The following is a 22323-nucleotide window of genomic DNA, read 5'->3' as shown; positions in this document are numbered from 1 at the left end:
CACGCACACGAGGAGTGTGACTCCGATGGACCCACGCGGGAGGCAGCGTCCCTCCCGCGTGTCTCTCCGTGGCGCAGGTGCGCCGATGGAGAACTAGTCGGACCAGGTCGTCACGCGCACCATGCGCACGAAGTTGCGCTCCGTGCTCACCGCGGCGATGAAGAAGCCGCCCGCGTCGCCGGGGCCGCCACCGCCGCAGTACGTCTGGCAGGACCAGCCCGTGGTGTAGAGCCGGTTGCTGTTGCGGGAGACCTGCGTGATGAACGCCAGCGCGCCGTCCACCTCATCGGAGTTGGGCGTGCCGTTGATGACCTGCTCCTTCAGCATGGCGAGCAGCTCCTGCACGGTGATGGGCTTGAAGTATGACACGCCCTGGAGCCCCCAGGCCGCGTTGGCCTTGTAGGTGAGCGTCCGCTGGTTGGCGACGCCCATCCCGGCGGGGATGTTGCCCTCCTTGATGTCCGTGGAGGTGGTGAGGGGCCCGGTGGCGCCGAAGTAGTCGGCCGGCGTCTGCGGGAGGACGTCGAGCCACAGCGGCGAGTACCAGGTCAGGCCGTCATTCAGCTCGTGGGTGTCGATGAGGTACTTCATCGCGGTGGCCGTCACGCCCTGCTTGAACGTCAGGTCGGCGATGCGGTCGGCCAGGTACGCACGCTCGACGGCGTCGACCTTGCTGTCGTCGTGGAGGAAACGGTCGACGGCACCGCGCATCTCGGAGCGGATGACGGTGGTGCCACCCGGGCTCGTGGCGAGGCGGGCGGCGGCGATGTCGGCCGCGAACGCGGGAATCGTCGTGGTGCTGTCAGCGAGGGCAGGGGTGGCGGCCAGGACGACACCACCCAACAGGGACTTCATCGAAGAAGAGAGCATGTGTTGCACCTCTCGTGAGCGAGCGCGCCCACGATGAATGGGGGACAGCGCGTACGCACTTAGCACCCGCGACTGACACGTCTCGCGATGTGCTCAGCGTGTGCCTGTTTCCACGGGAGGGCTCTCGTCTCGAGGCTGTGGGGCGCTGTTTTCGTGTGACACATCCGTGACGGAACGCGCCTGGAGATGACGGATGGGAATCAGCAGCGCGAGGAACGCGACGGACAGTCCGGCGCCGAGCAGGAACACGGGGCCATAACCCAACGCGAGCCCGTGCAGGGGGTCCGCCAACCAGCCCGCGAGAGGCGCGGCGGGGGCCTTGCCCCAGACCTCGATGCTGGCCATCAGCGTGTAGTGCGACGCGCCGATGCGCCGGTCCACGCGCGACATCATGAACGCGAACATCACGGTGGTGAGCGCGCCGCCGACGAGCTCCTCCGCGAGCGTCACGCCGATGACGCCCGCTTCGCTGACGCCGTGGGTGGCCAGCCACCAGCGCCCCATGAGCGGGAGCACGCGCAGCGACGCGGTGAGCGACAGGGCTCCGAGGATGGGCATGCGCGTGGCGAGCACGCCACCTGTCACGGAGCCGAGGATGGACGCGGCGTTGCCCCACGTCCCCACCCACTGGCCTATCTGCCAGGCGGGGATGCCCGCGTCGACGAGGAAGGGCTTGTAGAGCACGTCCGCCATCGTCTCGCCGAACTTGTACGTGCCGATGAAGAGCAGCACCCAGCCGATGCCCGGCTGACGCACCGTCGTGAGGAACACCGCGAACCACTGTCGCCAGCTCTCGGTCTTCGGCGCGGTGGGCTCGGCGTCGCGCTCACGCGGAGGCGCCTCGCGAGACAGGAGCGTCACCCCGAGCGCGATGGCGCACAGCAGGGCCATGCCGTGGAACAGGCCCGGCCAGCCCAGGTACTTGCTGGCCCAGACGAGCAGCCCGCCGCCGGTGAGCATTCCCAGCTTGTAGCCCACGACCTGTACGGTGTTGCCCAGGCCCAGCTCCTCGGGGCGCAGCAGGTCCACCGCGAGCCCGTCCACGGCGATGTCCTGGGTCGCGGCGAAGAGGTTCATCACCAGGATGAGCCCGAGCAGCACCTTCAGCGAGCCGCCTTCCGACACCAGCATCCCCGCCGCCACGCACGTGAGCGTCAGGCCCGCCTGCATGGGGAGGATCCACGACTTGCGTCGTCCGATGCGCGCCGAGGAGTAGCGGTCCACCAGCGGCGCCCAGAGCACCTTGAGTCCCCAGGGCAGCGCGAGCACCCCCGCGAAGCCCAGCGCGGTGAGCGACACCCCCTGCCCGCGCAGATAGACGGGCAGCGCGGTGGCCTGGAAGCCGAAGGGCAGGCCCTGCACGAAGTAGAGGATGCCGAGCAGTGCGAGCCGGGAGGCGGGGAGTCTCATGGACACCGCCGAGCATAGGGCCTCCTGAAACGCGCCGCGCGGGCTCGCTTGGGCGCCTGGCGTGCGCGCGGGGGCCCCCCCTCAATCGCTGGACGGTCTCCTGGAAACCCGGCACCCGCCCCGGCTCGCCGGGTCGTCCCGGAACCCGGCGCCGAGCCGCCCGCCTCGCGCTGAGTGCCAACAACCACGTGTCTCGTTTTCTCGGGACCCGGGGTGTTTGACAGGTTAGGGCCTCCATAGAATCGTGACGCGCCTCCCATCAGCACACTGGGATTCCACCTCAGAGGGGGCAGTCATGGGTTTGCCCGAGCGAAGAGCCATCGCGCAGTACAAGCAGAACATCTTCCCGAAGTGGCAGCAGACGCTGAACGACCTGGTGGGCGCGCCCGTCGAAATCGAGGTCGAGTGGGACACGCTCGGCGCCGAGGGCCTGGCGCACCTCTTCGAGAAGGGCATCGACGCCATCTACTTCGAGCCGCTGGTGCTGGCGCTCCAGGACATCGGCGTGGATGACTTCTCCAAGCAGGCCATCCGGGACGGCTTCAAGAAGTACTTCATCAGCGGCATCGAGCCGGACGACCGCATCTTCTACCGCTTCGAGAACAAGACGCTGTCGTACCGGCACAACTTCAGCAACATCGAGAACTACACGCACGAGCGCCGTCAGCGCATCGTGAACCTGCTGGAGAAGGCCCTCTAGGCCGTCTTCGTCTGGGATTGCCTTCCGGAGTCGCCGCGGAAAAGCGCGCTCCGGAAGGTGGCCGTCTGTCTTCAGCGGCTGTGCTTGAGCACCATCGCCTCCAGCCGCGTGAGGGCCTTCTCCAGGACCTCCATCGACGGGCCGAAGGACAGGCGCACGTAGCTGCGGAAGCGCGAGGGGCGCGCGCGGCGCTTGCCGGGGTTCACGTCGAAGAACTCACCGGGCACGGTGATGATCTTCTCCTCCAGCGCGGCGCGGAAGAAGCCCATGCCGTCGTTGAGCGGCGCGGGCAGGCCGGACACGTTGCCCCAGACATAGAACGTCCCGTCCGGCGCTCGGTCCGTGCGGATGCCCAGCCGCTCCAGGCGCGAGTGGAACCTGTCTCGCTTCTCCCGGAACGTGTTGTGGATGGCCATCGTCTCCGCGACGACCGGCTCCTCCTGGAGGAGCGGAATCGCGGCGCGCTGCAGGGGCCGGCTGCCACCGCCGTCCAGGAAGCTGCCCGCGCTGGAGACGGCTTCAATCACCTGCTTGGGCCCCACCGTCCACGTCATGCGCCAGCCCGGGTAGCGCCAGTTCTTGGTGAAGCCGTCGAACAGGACGATGGGGTCCCGGTTCACGTCCTCCACGTAGCGCGCGGCGCTCTCCACCGGCAGGTGCCCGGGGCGGCCCGTCCAGACGTAGTGCGAGTAGAACTCGTCGATGAGCAGCGTGCACTCCAGCTCGCGCGCCACGCCCACCCACCGGGCCAGCTCGTCCCCCTGCACCAGCTTGCCGGTGGGGTTGCACGGGTTGGAGAAGAGCAGGGCGGACAGGCCGCGCCCCTGCACCTCTCGCCGCAGGTCCTCGTGCGTGAAGGCGTAGCCGCGCTCGCCCTCCAGCAGGATGGGGATGGCGGTGAAGGCCTTGAAGACGTCCAGCAGCTCTTCGTACGCCGTGTAGTCCGGCAGGAAGTGGCCCAGGTTGATGGAACCCAGGCTCGCCGCCGCCCGCGTCAGCGCCGCGCGCCCGCCACCCGAAAGACAGACGTTCTCCGCGCTGTACTGGCCGGGCATGCCCTTGCGGTAGAGGCGGTTGTAGAGGCCGGCGATGGCCTCCCTCACGTCCCACAGCCCCGCGACGGGCGCGTACTCCATGTCCGCCACGTCGATGTTCACCGAGCCCAGCCGCGCGGGGGCCCCGGGCAAATCCCCCGTCTCCGGCTGCCCCTGGCCCAGGTTGCACCAGTCAGGGTCGCTGGAACGGTAGCCTCGGCGCGTGGCCTCGGCGGTGACGTAGATGACGCCCGTGCGCGGCACGGAGCGGAAGGCGGGAATCGTGACGTCGTCGCTCACGGCGCCACACCCTAGCGGAAAACCGGCGCCGCGCGCGTGGCCCGGCGCTACCGGACGATGGGCACCGTCACCGGCGAGTGGTCATCCACCGTCAGCTCCACCTTGCCCACCCGCCACAGCACCGGCTTGAAGCTCGCCTCCACGTGGTGGCCATCCGCCGTCTCCAGGACAGCCATGCCTTCCTTGGGCAGATACTCACCCACCTCGTAATGCAGGGTGGTGAGGGTGAGCTTGTCCACGCCGTCGGGGCCGCTCAGCTCGCCCGTGCCGTCGAGCAGCAGCGACGAGCCGCCCAGAATCGGCATGCCCGGACGCTTCGTCACCTTCGCGTCCATCCGCAGGGTGTGGCCCTCGCGCCCGGGGATGTCGCCCTCGGCCTTCACCCAGACGCTCGTCAAATCGCCACAGGTGCCGTAGCCCACCTCGGCGGGCAGCACCACGCCCTCCACGCGCAACTGGCGCAGGTCCGCCTCCACCTCCATCCGGTCCTCGCCGCCGCGGTACTTGAAGAACACGCGCCCGGAGAGGCCCAGGCCGTGGACCTGACAGTCGGGGCCGCTGAACGTCACCACCACGCCGTCCGTCACCGCGTCGAGCGACTCCACCGTGGTGGTGGCGCACGCGAGCCGCTGGGACAGGTCCACCGTGGCGACGTCGAGGAAGCCGCGGCGCGGCTCGCCGCACGTGTACACCGGCATCAGCCCCAGCACCTCGAGCGCCCCGCGCGTCAGGTGCCCCACCGCGGCGGCGCGCTCCACCTTCGCCTTCGCGGATTGGACCAGCTCCTCCGGAGGCTCACCACCACAGCCGGACAGCAGGGCGACGACGACGGACAAAGAGAGGAGGCTTCGCATGGCGCTGCTCCAAGGTATCCCATCCGCGCCTTCGCGGGCGGGGTGCACCCTGGGAGAGCAACCGCTGTGCCTGGAGGCAACCTCGCGGAAGGACAGGGGAAGGCCGAATCCTCCCCCCGCGAGGGGCGTGAAGCGCGGTGCACACTCCGGGCACACGCGCCGCACGTGACAGGGCTGTCTCAGCTCTCCAGCGACGCGCGCAGGAACCAGGCGTGCTTCTCGAACTCCACGATGATGCCGGTGGCCAGGTCCTCGGAGTCCGCGTCGTCCACCTCGACGAACAGCTTGCGGCTCTCACGCAGGCCGTCCAGGTACACCTCGATGCGCTCGGCCAGGAGCTTCACGTGCTCCAAATCCTTGGTGGTCTCCTGCGGGTACTCCGGCAGGCGGCTCGCCTTGCCCACGTGGCGGGTGGTGCCGTAGGCCTTGCCACCCAGCGTCACCGCGCGCTCCGCGATGGAGTCGTTGTGATTGGCCAGGCTCACCGCGAAGGTCTCGAACAGCGGGTGCAGCGCCGCGAACTGCGGGCCCTTGATGTTCCAGTGGGCCACCTTGATCTGCGAATGCAGGTCCAGGCCGTCCGCCAGTCGGGCGTTGAGGGATTCGACGACGGAGGCGCGGGTCTTCTCGGGAAGGGGGCTGGGGCTGCGGTACATGATGGCTTTCCTTTCGTGCTCGTTCGTTCTGGACGCCCGTTGGATGCGCGGCGCCGGAAAAGGAAGCGCCCCCCGGTGTCTCCACCGGAGGGCGCCTCACATCACGTCAGTGACTCGCGGCTGGGAGCCTTACGACTCCAGACCCACCGCCGCGGCGTGGATGACCGACGCGACGCGGACCGCGTCGTGCACCTGGTCCTCCGACAGGCCGCCCTCGAGGACGACCTTCTCGTGGGACTGCATGCACATCTCGCAGCCGTTGATGGCGCTCACCGCGAGGCAGACCAGCTCGAAGTCCACCTTGTTGGTCAGCACCTGCGCCAGCCTGTTCATCCGCAAACCGGCCCGCTTGGTCGAGTAGGACTCCTTCCCGATCATGTGCCGGAAGCGGTAGTAGACGTTGTTCATCGCCATCAGCGAGGCGGCGGCGCGCGCATCCTCGATGACGGGCTCGGCGTTCGTGAGTGCCTTCCGCGCCTCGTTCAACATCGCCTCCTTCAGCCGCTCATTCCGAGCGGCGAAGGCGCACGCGACGGCCACGCCCCAGCGCTGCTCCGGGGTGAGGCTGCCGCCTTCCAGGACGGCCTGGAGGTTGAGGCGGGTGTCCTTGTGGGCGTCCGTGAGTTCCGCGCGGACGACTTCGAGTGAGGCCATGATGCTTTACCCCGCCTTCGCCAGCTTCTGGGTGAGGGTCTCCTCGCCCTTGCTCCAGTTGCAGGGGCACAGCTCGTCCGTCTGGAGCGCGTCCAGCGTGCGCACGGTCTCGGAGACGTTGCGGCCCACGGACAGGTCGTTCACCGTCACGTGGCGGATGATGCCCTCGGGGTCCGCGATGAACGTCGCGCGCAGCGCCACGCCCTCCTCCTTGTGGAGGATGCCCAGCGCGTTGCACAGCTCGTGCTTCAGGTCCGCCAGCATCGGGAAGGGCAGGTTCTTCAGGTCCGGGTGGTGCGTGCGCCACGCGTGGTGCACGAACTCGCTGTCGGTGCTCAGGCCCAGCACCTGCGCGTCACGGTCCTGGAAGTCCTTGTTCTTCTTGCCGAACTCCGCGATCTCCGTGGGGCAGATGAACGTGAAGTCCTTCGGCCAGGCAAACAGCACCAGCCACTTGCCCTTGTACGTCTCGTTCGTGATCTCCTGGAACTCCTTGCCCTTCTCCAGGCTCACGGTGGCCTTGACCTTGAAGCTCGGGATCTTGTCGCCAACGGTCAGCATGTCGTTACTGCTCCTTGGGTTTGGGGGGCCGGGGATGGCCCCTGGGAAGGTGTCTTCTTGCGCACTGCTACAGCAGTCTTCGTGCCAGCCCATCCACTGCAATGATTCCGGGGACTTGGCTTCCATCCCCTGCGAGTCACTGCCGCCGGGGCGGTGAATAACGAAATGTCGGTGGCACTCGCCACTGCAATTTCGGTGGATGAACAGCCGGGCCGGTGGAGTGCCCTCCATCACGGCTGGAGAGCCGGCGGAAAATACGAGAACTCTCGCGAGGTTGCACGCGGTACAGGCGGGCAGACGCCCGATTGATGGGCCGCCAACTGAAAAGGCCCGGGCCCCGACATGTGGGTGCCCGGGCCGGTGACAGGGCCTTCGTTCCTCAGTGCGAGGGCGTGGCGACAACGCGTGCGTCGGGGGCGGCCAGCTTGGCCTCGCCGCGCAGCTTCTGCACCAGCACGTAGAGGCCGGGGATGAACACGAGGTTCACCACCGTGGAGACGAGCATGCCGCCGAACACGGCCGTCCCCAGCGAGTTGCGTGAGCCCGCGCCCGCGCCCGACGCGGTCATCATGGGCACCACGCCGAGCAGGAAGGCGGTGGACGTCATGAGGATGGGGCGCAGGCGGACCTCGGCGGCCTCCACCACGGCGTCGGTGATGCTCCGGCCCTGGGCGCGCAGCTGCTCGGCGAACTCGACGATGAGGATGGCGTTCTTGCTGGCGAGCCCCACGAGCATCACCAGCCCCAGCTGGCAGAACACGTCGTTGGCCTGGCCGCGCAAGAGCTGCAGGCCCAGCGCGCCGAGGATGGCGAGCGGCACCGAGAGGATGATGACGAGGGGCAGGCTGAAGCTCTCGTACTGGGCGGCGAGGACCAGGAAGACGAAGAGCAGGCCCAGGCCGAAGATGAGCAGGGATTGGCCGCCGCTCTCTTTCTGCTCCAGGCTGATGCCTGTCCATTCGGCGCTCATGCCCTGGGGCAGGTGCCGGGCGGCGAGCTCCTCCATGGCCTCCATGGCCTGGCCCGAGGAGACGCCGGGCGCGGCCTGGCCGCTCAGCTCCACGGCGCGGAACAGGTTGTGGTGGCGGATGAGCTGCGCGGAGATGGTGGGCTGGACCTTCACCAGGGACTCGAGCGGAATCATGTCGGCGGTGTCGCTGCGCACGTAGAAGGCGGCGATGTCCGCGGGGCTGTCGCGGAACTGCTGCTCGGCCTGCACGTAGACGCGGTACGCGCGGTTCGCGTAGTTGAAGTCGTTGATGTACTGGCTGCCCATGTAGACCTGGAGCGTGCTGAAGATCTGGTCGATGGGCACGCCCACGGCCTTGGCCAGCTGGCGGTCCACCTCCACGTCGAGCAGCGGCGTGTCCGCGTTGAAGCCGGTGAAGACGCCGCGCAGCCGGCCGTCCTCGTTGCCCTGGGCCATGAGCTGCCGCGCGGCGGAGGCGAGCTGGTCCAGGGAGCTTACGCCCGCGGTGTCCTCGACGACGAACTGGAAGCCGCCCACGGCACCGACGCCCCGGATGGCGGGCGGCTGGAAGGGCACCACGCGCGCGCCGCCGATGCGGCTCAAGGGGGCGCGCAGCCGCTCGACGAGCGCGGCCACGCTCTGGTCCTCTCCGGTCCGCTCGTCCCAGGGCTTCAGGGGGACGAAGATGTTGGCCAGGTTGGAGCCGGTGCCCTGCGGGGACATGCCGCCGTTGGCGAAGAGGGCGCGCACCTCCGGCTGGGCGAGCAGCACCTGCTCCACCTCGGCCATGACCTTCTGCGTCTGGGAGAGGGACGTGCCCTCGGGGCCCTGCACGGTGACCAGCAGGTAGCCCTGGTCCTCGTCGGGGATGAAGCCCGTGGGCGTGACGACGACCAGCGCGGCCGTGGCGACGACGCACAGGAGGAAGGCGCCGAGCACGAGGGCCGGATGCGTCAGGAGCCGGCGCAGTCCTCGGCCGTACAGGTGGCGTGTCCGGTCGAGCACGCGGTCCACCTGACGGAAGAAGACCCACTTGTCCCCGGTGTGGTGGGACAGCATGCGCGCGGCGAGCGCGGGGGTGAGGGTGAGGGCGCAGAAGGTGGAGAGGGCCACGGACGCGGCGATGGTGAGCGCGAACTGGCGGTAGATGGCGCCGGTGGTGCCGGGGAAGAGGGCCACGGGGAGGAACACCGCCACCAGCACGATGGAGATGGCGATGACGGCGCCGGACACCTCCTTCATGCCCTCGCGCGCGGCCTCGGCGGCGGTCAGCTTCCGCTCCAGCATCAGCCGCTCGATGTTCTCGATGACGACGATGGCGTCGTCCACGACGAGGCCCGTGGCCAGGGTGAGGCCGAAGAGGGTGAGCGTGTTGATGGAGAAGTCGAGCAGCTTCACGAAGGCGAAGGTGCCGACGAGGGAGACGGGGAGGGTGAGCGCGGTGATGAGGACGCTGCGCCAGCCGTGGAGGAACAGGAAGATGACCAGGACGACCAGGACGATGGCCTCCACCAGCGTGCGGACCACCTCGCGCAGGGTGGCGCGCACCGCGAGCGTGGTGTCGGTGCCCGTCTGGTACTCCATGCCCGGAGGGAACTGGGCGGACAGGCGTTGCAGCTCGGCGAGGACGGCGTCACGCACCTCGAGCGCGTTGGCGGTGGGGAGCTGGAAGGTGGCGATGCCCACGGCCTGCTTGCCGCTGAAGCGCAAGAGGGTGCCGTAGTTCTCCGCGCCCAGCTCCACGCGGGCCACGTCCTTCATGCGCACGGCCCTGCCGCTTTCGTCCCGCATGAGGACGATGTCGCCGAACTCCTCCGGCTCGATGAGGCGGCCGCGGGCGCGCACCGCGAGCTGGTAGGGCTGGTCCTCCTCGGACGGGGGTTGGCCCACCTGTCCCGCGGCCACCTGGAGGTTCTGCTCCTGGAGGGCGCGCGTCACGTCCAGGGGCGTGAGCTTGCGGCGGGCGAGCTCGGTGGGGTCCAGCCACACGCGCATGGAGAACTTGCGCTCGCCGAAGATGCGCACGTCGCCCACGCCGCGCACGCGCTTGATGGCGTCCTTGAGATTCACATCCGCGTAGTTGGAGAGGAACTTCGCGTCGTAGCGGTCATCCGGGCTGTAGAGCGCGACGGAGAGGAGGATCTGGCTGGAGGCCTTGTTGACCACGATGCCCGTCTGGTTCACCTGGGCGGGCAGTCGCGCGGCGGCGCGGCTGACGCGGTTCTGCACGTCCACGGCGGCGACCTCGATGTCGCGCGTGGCCTCGAAGGTGATGGTGACGTTGCTGGTGCCGTCGTTGCCGCTGGTGGAGGAGATGTAGCGCATGCCCTCCACCCCGTTGAGCTCCTGCTCCAGGGGGATGGTGACGGCGCTCTCCACCACCTCGGCGCTGGCGCCCACGTAGGTGGCTGACACGGTGACCTGGGGCGGCGCCAGGTCCGGGTACTGCGCGACGGGCAGGGTGGGGATGGCGATGAGGCCCACCAGCGTCAGCAGGATGGAGCAGACGATGGCGAAGACGGGCCGGCGGATGAAGAAGTCGATGAACATGTCAGCGTCCGTTCATCCGCGCGGCGGTGTGCAGCGGGGCCTTCACCTTCACGGGCGCACCGTCGCGCAGGGCCTGCAGGAACGAGATGGCGACCCGCTCGCCTGTCTCCAGGCCCTGCTCCACGACGTAGCTGCGCTCGCCGAGCGCGCCGAGGGTGATGGGCCGACGCTCCACCACGGTGGCGCCGTCCTTCTCGCGCACCACGAGGGCGAAGGGCTGGCCGCTCTGACGCACCACCGCGAGCGCGGGAATCTGGAGCGCGTCGCGCACGGAATAGACGAGGCGCGCTCGCACCAGCTCACTGGGGCGCAGGCCCTGGGTGTTCTGGAACGCGGCCTTCACCTCGACCAGCTGGGTGCGAGGGTCGGCCTGGGGCGCGACGAAGAAGAGGGGGCTGGTGAGCAGCACCTCGCCTTTCGCGTCGAGCACCTCCATCACCGTGTCGGGCTTCAGCGAGCGGGCGCGATGAGATGGCACGGACACGCTCACCTCGAGGATTTCGGCCTGGGCGACGCGGGTGAGCGGGGTGGAGGCGGTGACGAAGTCGCCTTCACGGGCGAGCACGTCGTCGACGGTGCCGGCGAAGGGCGCGCGGATGACGTGGAACTGGAGCTGCACCTGGCGCTGGGCGACCTGGGCCGAGGCCGCGCGCTCGGTGGCCTGGGCGGCCTCGACGCGGGCCTGGGTGCTCTCCAGTTCCTGCGCGCTGGCGAGCCCCTCCTGACGCAGCGCCTGGGTGCGGGTCAGCGTGCGGCGAGCCAGCTCCAGCTCGACCCTCGCGGAGCTGAGCTGCGCCTGCGCACCGTCGAGCGCGGCGGTCTCCACGCGGGAGTCGACCTCGAGGAGCGGTGCACCTGACTCCACGTGCTGGCCCGGGCGCACGTGGATGCGGCGCACGTAGCCGTCCACCCGGGGGAGCACCGTGACGCTCTGTCGCGACAGCAGGCTGCCCAGGTACTCCCCTGTGTCTCGCACTTCGCGAGGGGCCACGGTGACCACGTCGATTTCCCGAGGCTCGGGCGCGGCCGGAGCCGCCTTCTTCCCCGAGCACCCCAACACCACCCACAACGCCACACTCCACAGCCGCTTCATCCGAGTCTCCAGGGGCGCACCAGCCGCTTCATCCGTTGCATCGGGCCTCCGCGAGGAAGGCATCCAGGTGGGCCTGGACGCGCTGGAACTCACGCAGCACCAGGTTCAGCTCGGCCTCTCGCAGGGCCGCGCCGCTCTGCACCAGCTCCAGGCTGCTGCCCCGTCCCACCTCGAACGCACGGCGGGTGAGCTGGTCGGTGCGCTCGGCGAGGTCGCGTGACTCCACCGCTGTCGTCACCAGGGCCTCGGCCACCTCCGCGCTCCGACGTGCGCGTGCCATCTCCACCGCGACGTCGCGGCGGGTGTCCTCCAGTTGAGCCTCGGCTTGCTTCTCCAGCCCCGTGCGCTCGCGCACGAGCCCCTCACGCAGGCCACCCTCCCAGAGCGGAAGGGAGAGCACGGCGGAGACGCTCCACGTCGCGAAGCGACCGAAGCCCGGCTCCGTGGTGAGGCCGAGGAGCGTGCTGCTGACACCGAGGGTGGGGAGATATCCCGCGACAGCTTGTCTCCGGCTGTCACGAGCCGCGGCCACCTGCGTCCGCGCCGCCACGAGGTCCGCCCGGGCGTCCAGGCTCTCCAGCGCGACGCAGTCCCGCCGGGTGTCATCCACCAGCCCGTGCAGGTCGAAGGACGGGTCGACGCCTATCGACTCTCCGAAGCCGAGCGCGAGTCCCAGCGCCTCACGCGTCCGTCGCAGTTGCTCATCCCCCGCGACGAGCGCGCCGCGCGCCACCGCCACGTCCTGCTGGACGCGCACCACGTCCAGTTGGTTGCCCGCGCCCAGCTCGAAGGCGCGCTGCGTGAGGGCGGCGCGCTCCAGGGCGCGCAGCAGGCCGACACGGTTCATCTCGGCCGCGCGTTCGGCGGCGACCGTGGCCACGAGGGCCTGCGCGAGCCCGAGGACGAGGCGACGGCGGAGGTCCTGGAGCGTGGCCACCGCGCCGGCCTCGGCTTCTCGCGCGGAGGACAGGCCTCGCCACGCGCCCAGGTCGACGAGCGACTGGGTCAGCGTGGTCGTGAGCGTGAGCGCGGGCTGGGTGGCGGTGCGGTCGTCCCCTGCCGCCCCGGGAAGAACACCTGGGGCCTGGGAGGGATTGAGGAGGTCCTGGGCCACCGCCACCTGGGTGCGTGCCTGGGGCAGCAGCGCCGAGAGCGCCTGTCGCCAGCGGCCGCTCGCGCGCTCCACGCCCGCTTCGGCGCCGCGCAAATCCGTGGACCGTTCCCGGACGAGCGCGAGCGCCTCACCCCAGCTCCTCACGAGTCGGGGTGCGGGAGGGACGGGGCTGAGCATCGCGTCCTCGACCTTGAGAGGAGGCAGCGGCTCGGCGTGTGTCGGAACGGCGACGAGGACGAGGGCGAGCGCCAGTCGACGAACGCCCCGTGAGTGGTGACTCACGATGGCGTGCCGCCCACGGCCGTCTGGGTGTCGCCGTCATCCTCGGTCGCACATGACGCCGGACCGACAGCGAAGAGAAGGACAGCGCGCCGCTTGCACGACATGGGACATGCCTCCAGGCAACAGGTCGTGGAGGCACGGTGCCCGCGCGAGCAGCACGCGGGTGGAGTGTTCTGTCAGCGGGCCCGCGCGAGCGGCGAACGGGGTCCATCCGTCGGCGAACGGGACCGGCGAGTCCCGCTCAGTCGCCGCCGAGCGTCCGCCGGAAGAACGCCACGGCCTCCGCGAGCGTCCGAGCTTGCGAGGCCCCTCGCGTCCCGGGCGTGGCGTCCCGACACAGCATCTCCGCCACCTTGAATCCGAGCTCCGTGCACCGGGGCAGGAAGGTGAAGTGCGCCGCGTCCTCCAGCACCACCGTCTTCGCCGAGGGCAACAGCTTCGCCAGATGCATGCCGTTCTGCTCGTGGGGCATCAGCTCGTCCCCCTGGGCCAGCACCAGCGCCACCGGTACGTCGATGTCCGCGACGTCCCGTGCCTCGTAGCTCCCCGCCATGCCGGGGGCCATGGAGAAGGCCGCCCTCACCCGCGCGTCCTTGTACGACGCCCGCGCCACCGCGAAGTCGATGCGGCTGTAGTCCACATCGCGCAGCTCATCGCAGCCCGGGTGCTCGCGCGTCTCCGGCGCGGTGCACCCCTGCATGATGGGTGACAGGTTGAGCCGCGCCCCCGCCAGCGCGAGCGCCGTGTAGCCCCCCATGGAGTGACCCGCCGCGCCGATGCGCCCGGCATCCACCCGAGGTCCCCAGACCGCGTCCTTCGACACCGCATCCAACAGGGCCGTGAAGTCCCGGGGTCGCTCCCAGCCGCGCACATAGCCCTCTGGGCTCGTGTCGCCGTAGGTGTTGCCGGGGTGGTCCACCGACATGACGATGAACCCATGGGCCGCCAGGTGCGCGCCGAACCACGACATGTTGATGGCCGCGCCGCCGTTGCCGTGGGACAGGACGACGAGCGGCCAGCGCGCGTGGGCCGTGGCCACCGGCGCGTCCTTCGCGGCGACGAAGGGCACGAAGATGGGCGACGTCGGGTGCTCCTCCATCCGCGTGCCCTCGGCCGCCGGATACCAGACCACCGTCTTCAACGTGCGCTGGCGCGCCCCATCCGTGTAGCTGAGCGATGTGAAGCCCACCGCATGGGCCGCGTCGGCACCGTCCGGTGACGCGGCCGCCACGCCGGGGGCGGGGCGGGAGGTGGCACATCCACCCATCAGGAGCGCGAGCCCGAGGACTCCCGAGCGAAGGTGGGCGAAGTGGGGACGGGGGGCTTGAAGTGGACGAGGGGCCATGGCGCTCAAGGAACGCTCCAGGGGTGCCCCGATTGCAACCTCGCCTTCTCGCCCGTCCCCGATTTCACCCCAAGGCCGTCTCCGCTCGACTCAGCCGCGAGCCGGCAGCGGCAGGGTCGGAGCGGTGCGCTTCCACGCCTCGAGCTCCTGCACGCGGCCGAGCCACGTCCGGACGTTCGGAAAATCCCCGAGCGGCAGGCGCGCCGGTCCGGCGAGCGCGAACCCCGCGGCCAGGGAGAAGTCCGCGAGCGTCAGGCGCTCCTGCGAGACCCACGTCTTGCCCGCGAGGTGCTCGTCCAGGAGGCGTGCGTACTTCGCGAAGAGCGCTTCCCCTCGCGCGACCTCGGCGGGGTCCGGCGGTCCACGGCCCGTCATCGCCTTCACGAAGTTCTCCTGGACCAGGATGGTGCACGCCGGCGCCATGTGCGCCGAGCACCAGAAGAGCCAGCGGCTCACATCCGCGCGCCCGCGCGCCTCCGTGGGGAGCAGCGTCTGTCCCGGTGTCAGCTCGACCAGGTACTGCATGATGGCGCGAGACTCCCAGAGCAGGAAGCCGTCGTCGTCGAGGACGGGGACGAGCCCGTTGGGGTTGCGACCCAGGTGCGACGCCGCGCGCTGCTCGCCCTTGGGCAGGTCCACCATGACGCGCTCGAGGGGCACGTCGAGGTGGGTGGCGACGAGCAGCACGCGGCGCGAGTTGCCGGACATCGGATGGAAGTAGAGTTTCATGAGCGGAAGCTCTACCCACCCGGAGTGACAGGGGGATGTCAGGATACTTCGCGTGGGGGCCTACGGAGCGGAAGGCTCCGGAGCGAAGCGGCCCCAGTAGGTCATCCGCCCCACGAATCCACGGGTGGGCCGTCCGCACTCCGGTTCTCCCGTGGAGTGGGCGGTGACGGTGGTGCTGCCCAGGTGGGTGGTTCCATTCCAGGGGCCCAGGTACGTCGCGGAGGCGCTGACCGGATTGTTGAAGCTGGGGGCCGGGTCGAAGGACCTGGCTTCGAAGCAGATGTTGTAGTCGCCGAGGTCTGGCTCGACGCCCGGCGCCCAGTAGACGACCTCCGGCCCCTTCCCATCCTGGTCATCGAAGACGAACAGCTCCTGTCCCTCCGGTCCTGGGTTCTGGGCGCTGTAATGGATGCCGCCGGGGGCCCTCACGATGAGGTCTCCGTTCCCCGGCCGGCTCCAGGACAGGGTGAAGGCCAGCTTGCCGATGGTCTTGCACACGCCACGAGCACAGACATCCCGCCAGCCACAGCGATTGCCGCAGCGGCCGCAGTTCTCCTTGTCCGTATACAGGTTGAAGCACTGATTGCCGCAGACGGAGTGGGGCGGCCGGCAGACGCCCTCCCAGCAGAAGAAGCTTCCCGGCCTGTTGATGCAGGAGAAGCCCGCGGCGCAGTTGTCGAGCCGTTCCGCGCACTCGTCGATGTCCGTGCAGACGCTGGGGGTGCTTTCGCACCTGAACCCCGCCTCCTTCTGGCAGTCGCGACTGCAGCCGTCCCCGGAGGTCCGGTTCGCGTCGTCGCACGTCTCGCCTTCGTTCGGCTGGCCGTCGCCACAGGTGATGCCGTCGGAGCCCATGTTCCGCACCGCGTCCACCCCGTAGAGCGCGAGCACGCCTGTCATCCGCACATAGCGATAGGGGACGGGCTTGTCCTGGTACGGCACTGTGGTGGTGTGCGTGCCCAGCTCCAGGTTCGCCAGCCGCAGCGGGCCGGTGCTGATGACGCTCTTGTCCGCGCGCAGGAACTCCACCCACGTGAGGACCTCCACCGTCGCGTTCCGATAGGAGACCTCCAGGTCTCCCGTCCCCTCGGTGCCCTCTCCCATGTCCAGCACCAGCGCCGCGCCAGGGAGGCTCAGCACCAGCGCCGCCTGTCCATCGGGCGGACCCAGCGCTTGCGCGGGTTGGAGCACGCCCGCCGTGGAGGTCGAGTCCACGGCTTGGGCATACGATGGCTGTGACGCCAGCGGTGTCGGGACCGGGCCGGCGCGCTCCTCTGGGACGAGGCGGGTGAGCGCCGCTTCGTCAGTGGCGGGCTCGAGTCCACCGCTACAGGCTCCCATCAGTGTCAGGACACACGCCGTGCCCCACCCCTTCGCGAAGAGAGTCTTTGTCTCGGTTTGCATGTCACGCTCCGATGGCCCGCTGTCAGGAGATGGCGCCCGGGCATGAGCCTTCCCCTCGGGGAAGTCGAATCCACCCCGAGCGCGAGTCTTCCATTTCGGGCGCACGGAGCCGCGGCGGTGTCGGCCTCCTGGTGACTTGCGGACGCTGACTCCGACTCGGAGGCGGCGTCCGCTCGTTCAGGGGCGGACAGGCGCCGCGCTACTGCTCGACGACGAACGTGGTGGAGTCGACGCCGGAGTTTCCGGTGGCGGGGTCGAACGCCGTCACGGTGACTTCGTAGATGCCCGGCTGCTGCACGGACAGCGCGGCCTCGTAGGTGCTGGTCTTCCCGGCGAACTTCAGGGGGACCTGGGAGAGGGGCTTGCCGTTGTGCTTCACGGAGGCCCGCAGCTCGTACCGATTGGAGTCCCAGATGCCGTTGGGCTCGGTGGAGCAGCCACACATGAGCACCAGGTTGGCGCGGAGTGGCACGGTGAGCTTCTTGTCGGCCGGCAGCTTGATGAACTCCTGCGCGGACGGCGTCACCACGTCGACGACGAAGCCGGGCAGCTCCAGGATGAGGCCATCGCCCTCGACGTGCTTGCCGGGCAGGAGCCACAGTTGCGTCGTGCTGGTGGCGAGCGCCTGCCGCTGCGCGAGGGGCCCCGAGACCTCCACCGTCACCAGGGTCGGCTCGGTGAGGTCCACCGTGGCCGTGTACTTCGCGGAGGCCTCGTCCGCGAGCGGCGCGCCGCGCACCTGGGGCTGCTTCATCAGCGTCTGGGTGTTGCCCGTCGAGCCGGCGGTGACGCCCTGGGTCAGCACCTGACCCGTCCGTGCATCGCGGAGCACCACCTGCACGCCGCCCATGGACGTCCCGACGAACTTGCCGTCCCGGGCGCGCGCCCGGACGACGAGCCGGGTCTCGACGGCCAGGCTCTCCGTGGCGAACAACAACAGGGTCCAGAGGATGAGGCTGCGCATGGCTTGCTCCGTGGCGGAGATGCTTGGGCGAAACCGCATAACATGGCGGACGCTCGAGGACCGCGTCGTCGAGGGGCTGGATGCCGAAATCGATGATGGCGCCGCCATGGACAGAGGTCACGTTGCGTCTGCTCGGGGAGCTTCGTCCCTGATGCTCGCGTGACCTCCGCGCTACTCGGCGAAGGCGTCCTCCGTCGAGCGCAGCGCGGTGAAGATGTCGCTCTGGGTCTCTCGAAGCGCCTTGGGGACGCCGCGAGCCATCGGCGCGAGGAGCCAGAGCGGTGGCCCACCGTCGAGCTCCCGCTCCAACTGCAGCCGGGCATCTCCATGCGCGAGGAAGGACGGGAGCGCGGCCCTCCCAAGCCCCACGCAGCACGCGTCCCGCATGGCCAGGAGTGAATTGCACGTCACCGCGCCCGGCGAATCCCCGGGCACCTCGCGCCACCAGCGCATCGAGGACTTGGCGCGCAGCTCGGCGCTCGGCTGGAGCCAGTCCGCATTTCCGCCCTTCGCGCGGTAGACGCCGACCTTCAGCCGCCCGAGCCGCCGACCGCGCAGCGAGCCGCTCGGGTTCTGGCCGGGGCGCAGCGCCAGGTCGACCTGGCCGGGCAAGAGCTCCAGCTCGTCGTCGCTCACGAGGACCTCCACCGCCTGCGCGGGGCGTGCCTTCGCGAGCGCGCGGAACAGGAGCGGCGCCAGCACGTCGCTGGTCGTGACGACCACGGTCCGCTCCCGACCCCGCCGCTCGGACCCCAGGAAGCCCTCGATGTCCCGGGCCGCATCGCGCATGGGCGCGGCCCGCTCGGCGATTCGCAGCGTCAGCGTGCCAGGCACCAGGCGCGCACCCCGCGCGAAGAGCGCCGTTCCCAGGCGCGCCTCCAGCGCGGCGATGCGTCTGGAGACGGAGGAGTGGCGCAGTGACAGCTCGCGCCCCGCGGCCTCGATGCCGCCGGTGCGGACGAGCGCCTCGAGGGTCTGAATCTCATCCCAGGAGATGTGCATGGGCACACATCCTCTGTGCGCCCACGCGCAGATGTCAAACGAGGCGTGCCCGGCTATCAATCCCACCACGCAGGAGGACGCGCTGATGGCCCGCCACCCCACCTTCCGCCGCTCGGGCACCGGGTCGCCCGGCGACGCCTCCCAGGCGCACGTCGTGACGCTCTCCCGTCGAGCGTTCGTCGCCGGGAGCGCCGGCGCCCTCTCCGGCTGTCGCACCGAAAAGAGCACGCCCATGCCGCACCTCGAACACCGTCCGCTCGCCTCCCTGCCCCGAACCACGCTCTCGTGGCTCTCGCTCCGTGACCACTTCGTGGCGACGGTGGGGCCACACGCCGGTCGGGGCAAGCCGCTGGGGCCGCTGCTCGTCCTCGCGGACGCGACGTTCGCGCCGAAGTCGCGCTTCCCGCTCCATCCGCACGAGGAGATGGAGATCCTCAGCATCGTCGTGGAGGGGACGCTGTCCCACCACGGAGACCAGGCGCACGGCGCCACGATGGGTGCCAGGACCGCGCAGTTGATCTCCGCGCGGGATGGGATGGTGCACGCGGAGGGGAACGACACGGACAGCCCCACGCGGATGCTCCAGTTGTGGTTCCGGCCGAACACCCATGGGGGGCCGCCGGTCTACGCGTCGCGCGACTTCTCGGGAGGAGGGCGCCAGCTCATCGCGGGCGACGAGGGCATGTCACTGCGCGCGGATGTGAAGGTCTGGTGGCTCCCGCTCGCCGCGGGTCGGTCGGAGCGGCTCACCATCGGCCGTGCCCGTCGTGGCTACCTGCTCGCGACGACGGGGCCCGTCCGGGTGGAGGCGGTGGGAGGTGGCTCGGGCGTGGACCTGGCGCTCGGCGAGGGCGCGCAGCTGGGGGAGGGCGAGGTCCAACTGAGCGCGACCACCGGGAGCGCCGCCCTCTGGATCGACGTGGCCTGACGCACGCTGGGCGCGGGCCGCGTTTGATATGACGGCCCGATGTTCCCCGACCTGGCAACGCGCGTCGTCCCGCTCGACGAAATCAAGGCCCGCTTCGAGGCCGCGAACGAAGCGGAGACCTTCGGCTGGTTCGTCCAGAACCTCGAGCACATCCAGGAGCGGGCCGGGCAGCACCACAAGCCCGTGCCCGAGATTCACCTGGCGACCGGGCCCGTGCGGCTCGAGAAGCTCGTCCCCGAGTCTCCGTGGATTCTCGTGGTGGATGGCGACCTCGAGGTGGCCGGTGACATCGACCTGTCGACGAGCCCCTACGACATCAGCCTGTTCGTGGTGTTCGGCGAGGTTCGCGCCAGGAACCTGCGCTTCAGCGGCAGCGCGTGCTGCTACGTGACGAAGTCAGTGGAGCTCACGGGCGGCTGTTTCGGAGACCACGGGGACGAGTCGGCCGAGTTGCACACGGCGCGCTTGAGGGCCCGCGTGGTGATGCTCGATGGCCACACGGGGGTGAACGCCACCGAACTCGACGCCGTGGTGTTCGCTGGCGAGGGCTGGGGCCTGCCGCTCCACTTCACCTCGAAGGACGTGGCCGCGGAGTTCTTCGTCCCCGAGGCGCTGGATGAGGACGGCTACCACGAGGAGTCGGTGTGGGAGTTGATGGCGGATGGGAAGGACCCGTTCCTGCCCGGCGCATGGGAGAAGCTCCGCGCCCGGCACGTCGAGGCCGAGGCCCGGCTCAAGCCCCGGTGAGAGGCGCCGTGGGGCGAGGCTGAGCCGGACGGGCACCGCCTCCCGCCGCCGCGAGGCCATCACGGCTCACCCCCGCGAACCGCGGCCTCACAGGAGCCGAACGTCTCTCCCAGCACCGTGAGCATCGCGCGCAGCGCCGCGCTCGGGTGCCGCGCCGCCGGGTAGACGGCGAAGGCCTGGTGCGGGGCTGGCGCGAACGGTTCGAGGACCTCCACCAGGGCGCGCGTGTTCGCCTGCGCGCGGGGCAGGCGCGCCAGTCCCGCCCCCGCGGCCGCCAGCGCGCACAGCACCTGGAAGCTGTTCACCGCGATGGCCGGCCGGATGCTCACGGGCCGCGTCCCGCTGAACGCCCAGGTCATCGGTGAGGTGGAGCTGCCCATGCTCAAGCACCGGTGCGCCGGCAGCTCGCGAGGGTGCTTGGGTCTGCCCGCCTTCTTGAGATAGGCGGCGCTCCCGAAGATGCCCACGTGCGAGGGCGCGCCGAGCTTGCGGGCGATGAGCTGCGAGTCCCGGAGCGGTCCGACGCGGATGCACAGGTCATGTCCCTCCTCGACCATGTTCACCTCCCTGTCGGAGAGCTCCAGCTCCAGCTTCACCTGCGGATACCGCTGCGCGAAGGCCGCGAGCACCCCGCCCATCAACCGCTGTCCGAGCTCGACCGGCGCGCTCATGCGGAGCCGTCCGCTCGGGTGCGCTTGCAGCTCGTTCACCAACGCCTCGGCGTCACGCAGCGCGGCCATGGCCGGCGCGACCTCACGTTGGTAGCTGGCGCCGATGTCGGTGAGCATGACGGTGCGGGTGGTGCGCAGGAGCAGCTGGACGCCGAGCTGCTCCTCGAGCACCGCCACACGCTGGCTCACCGTCGACTTGGGCAGGGCCAGCGCCCGCGCGGCGCCCCGGAAGCTGCCGCGCTCGACCACCTCCAGGAACGCGATGATGCCATTGGGGTCGACTGTCCGCATATCCGGACAGTGTATCCCAGACAGGTTCGATTGTCCGGAGACCCTCGCCAGCGCATGTTCCGCGCATGGCACTGTTCACTCCCTACGGATTGGGTCGCATCACGCTGTCGAACCGCGTCGTCATGGCGCCCATGTCGCGCAGTCGCGCCATCGGTGGGACGCCCAACGCGCTGATGCGCGACTACTACCGGCAGCGGGCGGAGGCGGGGTTGATCATCACCGAAGGGACGAGCCCCTCGCCCAACGGCCTCGGCTTCGCCCGTGAGGCGGGCATCTACAGCCGCGAGCAGGTGGCCGGCTGGCGCGAGGTGACGGACGCCGTGCACGACGCGGGCGGCCACATCTTCGTCCAGGTGATGCACTGCGGCCGTGTCGGCCACGTGCTCAACCTGCCGCCGGGGGCGCGACTGCTGGCGCCGGGCGTGGTGCCGGCCCAAGGAGACATCTTCACCGACGCCCAGGGGCCCAGGCCCATCTCGACGCCCGAGGCGATGACCTCGCGGGACGTGGCCCAGGTCCGACGCGAGTTCGTCCAGGCCGCGAGCAACGCCATCGACGCCGGCTTCGACGGCATCGAGCTGCACGGGGCCAATGGCTTCCTGTTCGAGCAGTTCTTCAACCCGCACCTGAACTCGCGCACGGATGCCCATGGCGGCAGCCTGGAGAACCGCGCGCGGCTCCTGGTGGAGGTGGCGCACGACTGCGCCGAGGCGATTGGCGCGGACCGGGTGGGCGTGCGGCTGTCGCCCTACAACACCCACGTGGACATGCCCCTCTACGACGACATCCACGCGCTCTACACCTACGTCGCGGGCCGGCTGCGCGGTCTGGTCTATGTCCACGTGGTGGGCAACTCGCACGAGGCGTTGCCGACGACGGTGAAGGCGCTCCGCGCCGCCTTCGGGGGGACGCTCATCGCCAACAGGGGCTTCACGACGCAGAGCGCCCAGGCCGCCCTCGCCGCCGGGCAGGCGGACCTGGTGGCCTTCGGTTCGCCATTCATCGCGAACCCCGACTTCGTCACGCGCGCACGAGAGGGGCTCCCCCTGGCGGAGATTCGCAAGGAGCTGCTCCATGCGAGTGGCGCGGAGGGGTACACGGACTACCCGCGCGGCACGCCCTCCGCGAGGTGAAGCGCGAAGCGCACCCGAGGCGGGGGCAAGCTGCCAGGTCCGCACCGGAGCCGGTGCTCGC

The 22323-nt window shown here is 69.9% G+C and carries 20 protein-coding genes; 4 read left to right on the top strand and 16 right to left on the bottom strand.

The window, feature by feature from the left end; translation table 11 throughout:
• Positions 1 to 93 precede the first annotated feature (93 nt).
• Both OWM54_RS11720 and OWM54_RS11715 read right to left on the bottom strand, forming a co-directional pair.
• The gene (locus tag OWM54_RS11720) at positions 94 to 870 is read right to left on the bottom strand and encodes a hypothetical protein (protein WP_267697558.1); all 777 of its coding nucleotides are present in this window, start codon (positions 868 to 870) and stop codon (positions 94 to 96) included.
• 93 nt (positions 871 to 963) lie between these two features.
• Complete coding sequence (locus OWM54_RS11715) at positions 964 to 2280, bottom strand: MFS transporter (RefSeq protein ID WP_267697557.1); 1317 nt, start codon at positions 2278 to 2280, stop codon at positions 964 to 966.
• 295 nt (positions 2281 to 2575) lie between these two features.
• Between OWM54_RS11715 and OWM54_RS11710 the strand changes: the two genes are divergently transcribed.
• Positions 2576 to 2980 carry a hypothetical protein gene (locus OWM54_RS11710; RefSeq protein ID WP_267697556.1) on the top strand — a complete coding sequence of 135 codons (405 nt, stop codon included), beginning with the start codon at positions 2576 to 2578 and terminating at the stop codon, positions 2978 to 2980.
• A gap of 71 nt (positions 2981 to 3051) precedes the next feature.
• Here OWM54_RS11710 and OWM54_RS11705 read toward each other — a convergent pair whose 3' ends face one another.
• From OWM54_RS11705 to OWM54_RS11645, 13 genes are all read right to left on the bottom strand, one after another.
• Positions 3052 to 4314 (bottom strand): pyridoxal phosphate-dependent aminotransferase, encoded by a 1263-nt coding sequence (locus OWM54_RS11705; RefSeq protein WP_223747838.1) that lies wholly within the window; start codon positions 4312 to 4314, stop codon positions 3052 to 3054.
• A 47-nt stretch (positions 4315 to 4361) separates the two neighbouring features.
• The gene (locus OWM54_RS11700) at positions 4362 to 5168 is read right to left on the bottom strand and encodes a hypothetical protein (RefSeq protein WP_267697555.1); all 807 of its coding nucleotides are present in this window, start codon (positions 5166 to 5168) and stop codon (positions 4362 to 4364) included.
• Between the two features lie 179 nt (positions 5169 to 5347).
• The gene (gene dps, locus OWM54_RS11695; protein WP_046711706.1) at positions 5348 to 5824 is read right to left on the bottom strand and encodes a DNA starvation/stationary phase protection protein Dps; all 477 of its coding nucleotides are present in this window, start codon (positions 5822 to 5824) and stop codon (positions 5348 to 5350) included.
• A gap of 129 nt (positions 5825 to 5953) precedes the next feature.
• Complete coding sequence (locus tag OWM54_RS11690) at positions 5954 to 6478, bottom strand: carboxymuconolactone decarboxylase family protein (protein WP_223747840.1); 525 nt, start codon at positions 6476 to 6478, stop codon at positions 5954 to 5956.
• A gap of 6 nt (positions 6479 to 6484) precedes the next feature.
• Positions 6485 to 7039: a peroxiredoxin gene (locus OWM54_RS11685; RefSeq protein ID WP_141324803.1), complete on the bottom strand. Its 555-nt coding sequence runs from the start codon at positions 7037 to 7039 to the stop codon at positions 6485 to 6487.
• A gap of 379 nt (positions 7040 to 7418) precedes the next feature.
• Entirely contained in the window at positions 7419 to 10559 is a 3141-nt protein-coding gene (locus tag OWM54_RS11680; protein WP_267697554.1) for an efflux RND transporter permease subunit, read from the bottom strand.
• A gap of 1 nt (position 10560) precedes the next feature.
• The gene (locus OWM54_RS11675) at positions 10561 to 11652 is read right to left on the bottom strand and encodes an efflux RND transporter periplasmic adaptor subunit (protein WP_267697553.1); all 1092 of its coding nucleotides are present in this window, start codon (positions 11650 to 11652) and stop codon (positions 10561 to 10563) included.
• Positions 11653 to 11680: 28 nt separating this feature from the next.
• On the bottom strand, positions 11681 to 13048 hold the full coding sequence (locus OWM54_RS11670; RefSeq protein ID WP_267697552.1) for a TolC family protein: 1368 nt from the start codon (positions 13046 to 13048) through the stop codon (positions 11681 to 11683).
• 241 nt (positions 13049 to 13289) lie between these two features.
• On the bottom strand, positions 13290 to 14393 hold the full coding sequence (locus OWM54_RS11665) for an alpha/beta hydrolase family protein (protein WP_267697551.1): 1104 nt from the start codon (positions 14391 to 14393) through the stop codon (positions 13290 to 13292).
• A 90-nt stretch (positions 14394 to 14483) separates the two neighbouring features.
• A complete protein-coding gene (locus OWM54_RS11660) occupies positions 14484 to 15122 on the bottom strand; it encodes a glutathione S-transferase family protein (protein ID WP_223747845.1) in 639 nt (212 codons plus the stop codon).
• 60 nt (positions 15123 to 15182) lie between these two features.
• A complete protein-coding gene (locus OWM54_RS11655) occupies positions 15183 to 16337 on the bottom strand; it encodes an EGF domain-containing protein (protein ID WP_223747846.1) in 1155 nt (384 codons plus the stop codon).
• 388 nt (positions 16338 to 16725) lie between these two features.
• Positions 16726 to 17490 carry a hypothetical protein gene (locus tag OWM54_RS11650; RefSeq protein WP_223747847.1) on the bottom strand — a complete coding sequence of 255 codons (765 nt, stop codon included), beginning with the start codon at positions 17488 to 17490 and terminating at the stop codon, positions 16726 to 16728.
• A gap of 171 nt (positions 17491 to 17661) precedes the next feature.
• Positions 17662 to 18492 carry a LysR family transcriptional regulator gene (locus OWM54_RS11645; RefSeq protein ID WP_267697550.1) on the bottom strand — a complete coding sequence of 277 codons (831 nt, stop codon included), beginning with the start codon at positions 18490 to 18492 and terminating at the stop codon, positions 17662 to 17664.
• Between OWM54_RS11645 and OWM54_RS11640 the strand changes: the two genes are divergently transcribed.
• Both OWM54_RS11640 and OWM54_RS11635 read left to right on the top strand, forming a co-directional pair.
• The gene (locus OWM54_RS11640; protein ID WP_267697549.1) at positions 18491 to 19420 is read left to right on the top strand and encodes a pirin family protein; all 930 of its coding nucleotides are present in this window, start codon (positions 18491 to 18493) and stop codon (positions 19418 to 19420) included. The two genes, OWM54_RS11645 and OWM54_RS11640, sit on opposite strands and share 2 nt — an antisense overlap.
• Before the next feature lie 39 nt (positions 19421 to 19459).
• On the top strand, positions 19460 to 20167 hold the full coding sequence (locus OWM54_RS11635; protein ID WP_267697548.1) for a hypothetical protein: 708 nt from the start codon (positions 19460 to 19462) through the stop codon (positions 20165 to 20167).
• A gap of 59 nt (positions 20168 to 20226) precedes the next feature.
• On the opposite strand, the gene OWM54_RS11630 is transcribed toward OWM54_RS11635, so the two are convergent.
• The gene (locus OWM54_RS11630) at positions 20227 to 21129 is read right to left on the bottom strand and encodes a LysR family transcriptional regulator (RefSeq protein ID WP_267697547.1); all 903 of its coding nucleotides are present in this window, start codon (positions 21127 to 21129) and stop codon (positions 20227 to 20229) included.
• A gap of 65 nt (positions 21130 to 21194) precedes the next feature.
• Here OWM54_RS11630 and OWM54_RS11625 point away from each other — a divergent pair, with 65 nt between their 5' ends.
• Positions 21195 to 22262 (top strand): alkene reductase, encoded by a 1068-nt coding sequence (locus OWM54_RS11625; protein WP_267697546.1) that lies wholly within the window; start codon positions 21195 to 21197, stop codon positions 22260 to 22262.
• Positions 22263 to 22323: the final 61 nt, after the last annotated feature.

It is taken from the genome of Myxococcus sp. MISCRS1 (genome assembly GCF_026626605.1).
Classification (GTDB): domain Bacteria; phylum Myxococcota; class Myxococcia; order Myxococcales; family Myxococcaceae; genus Myxococcus; species Myxococcus fulvus.
Note: the sequence above shows the minus strand (reverse complement) of the source record. Positions and strands in the feature narration are given on the sequence as shown.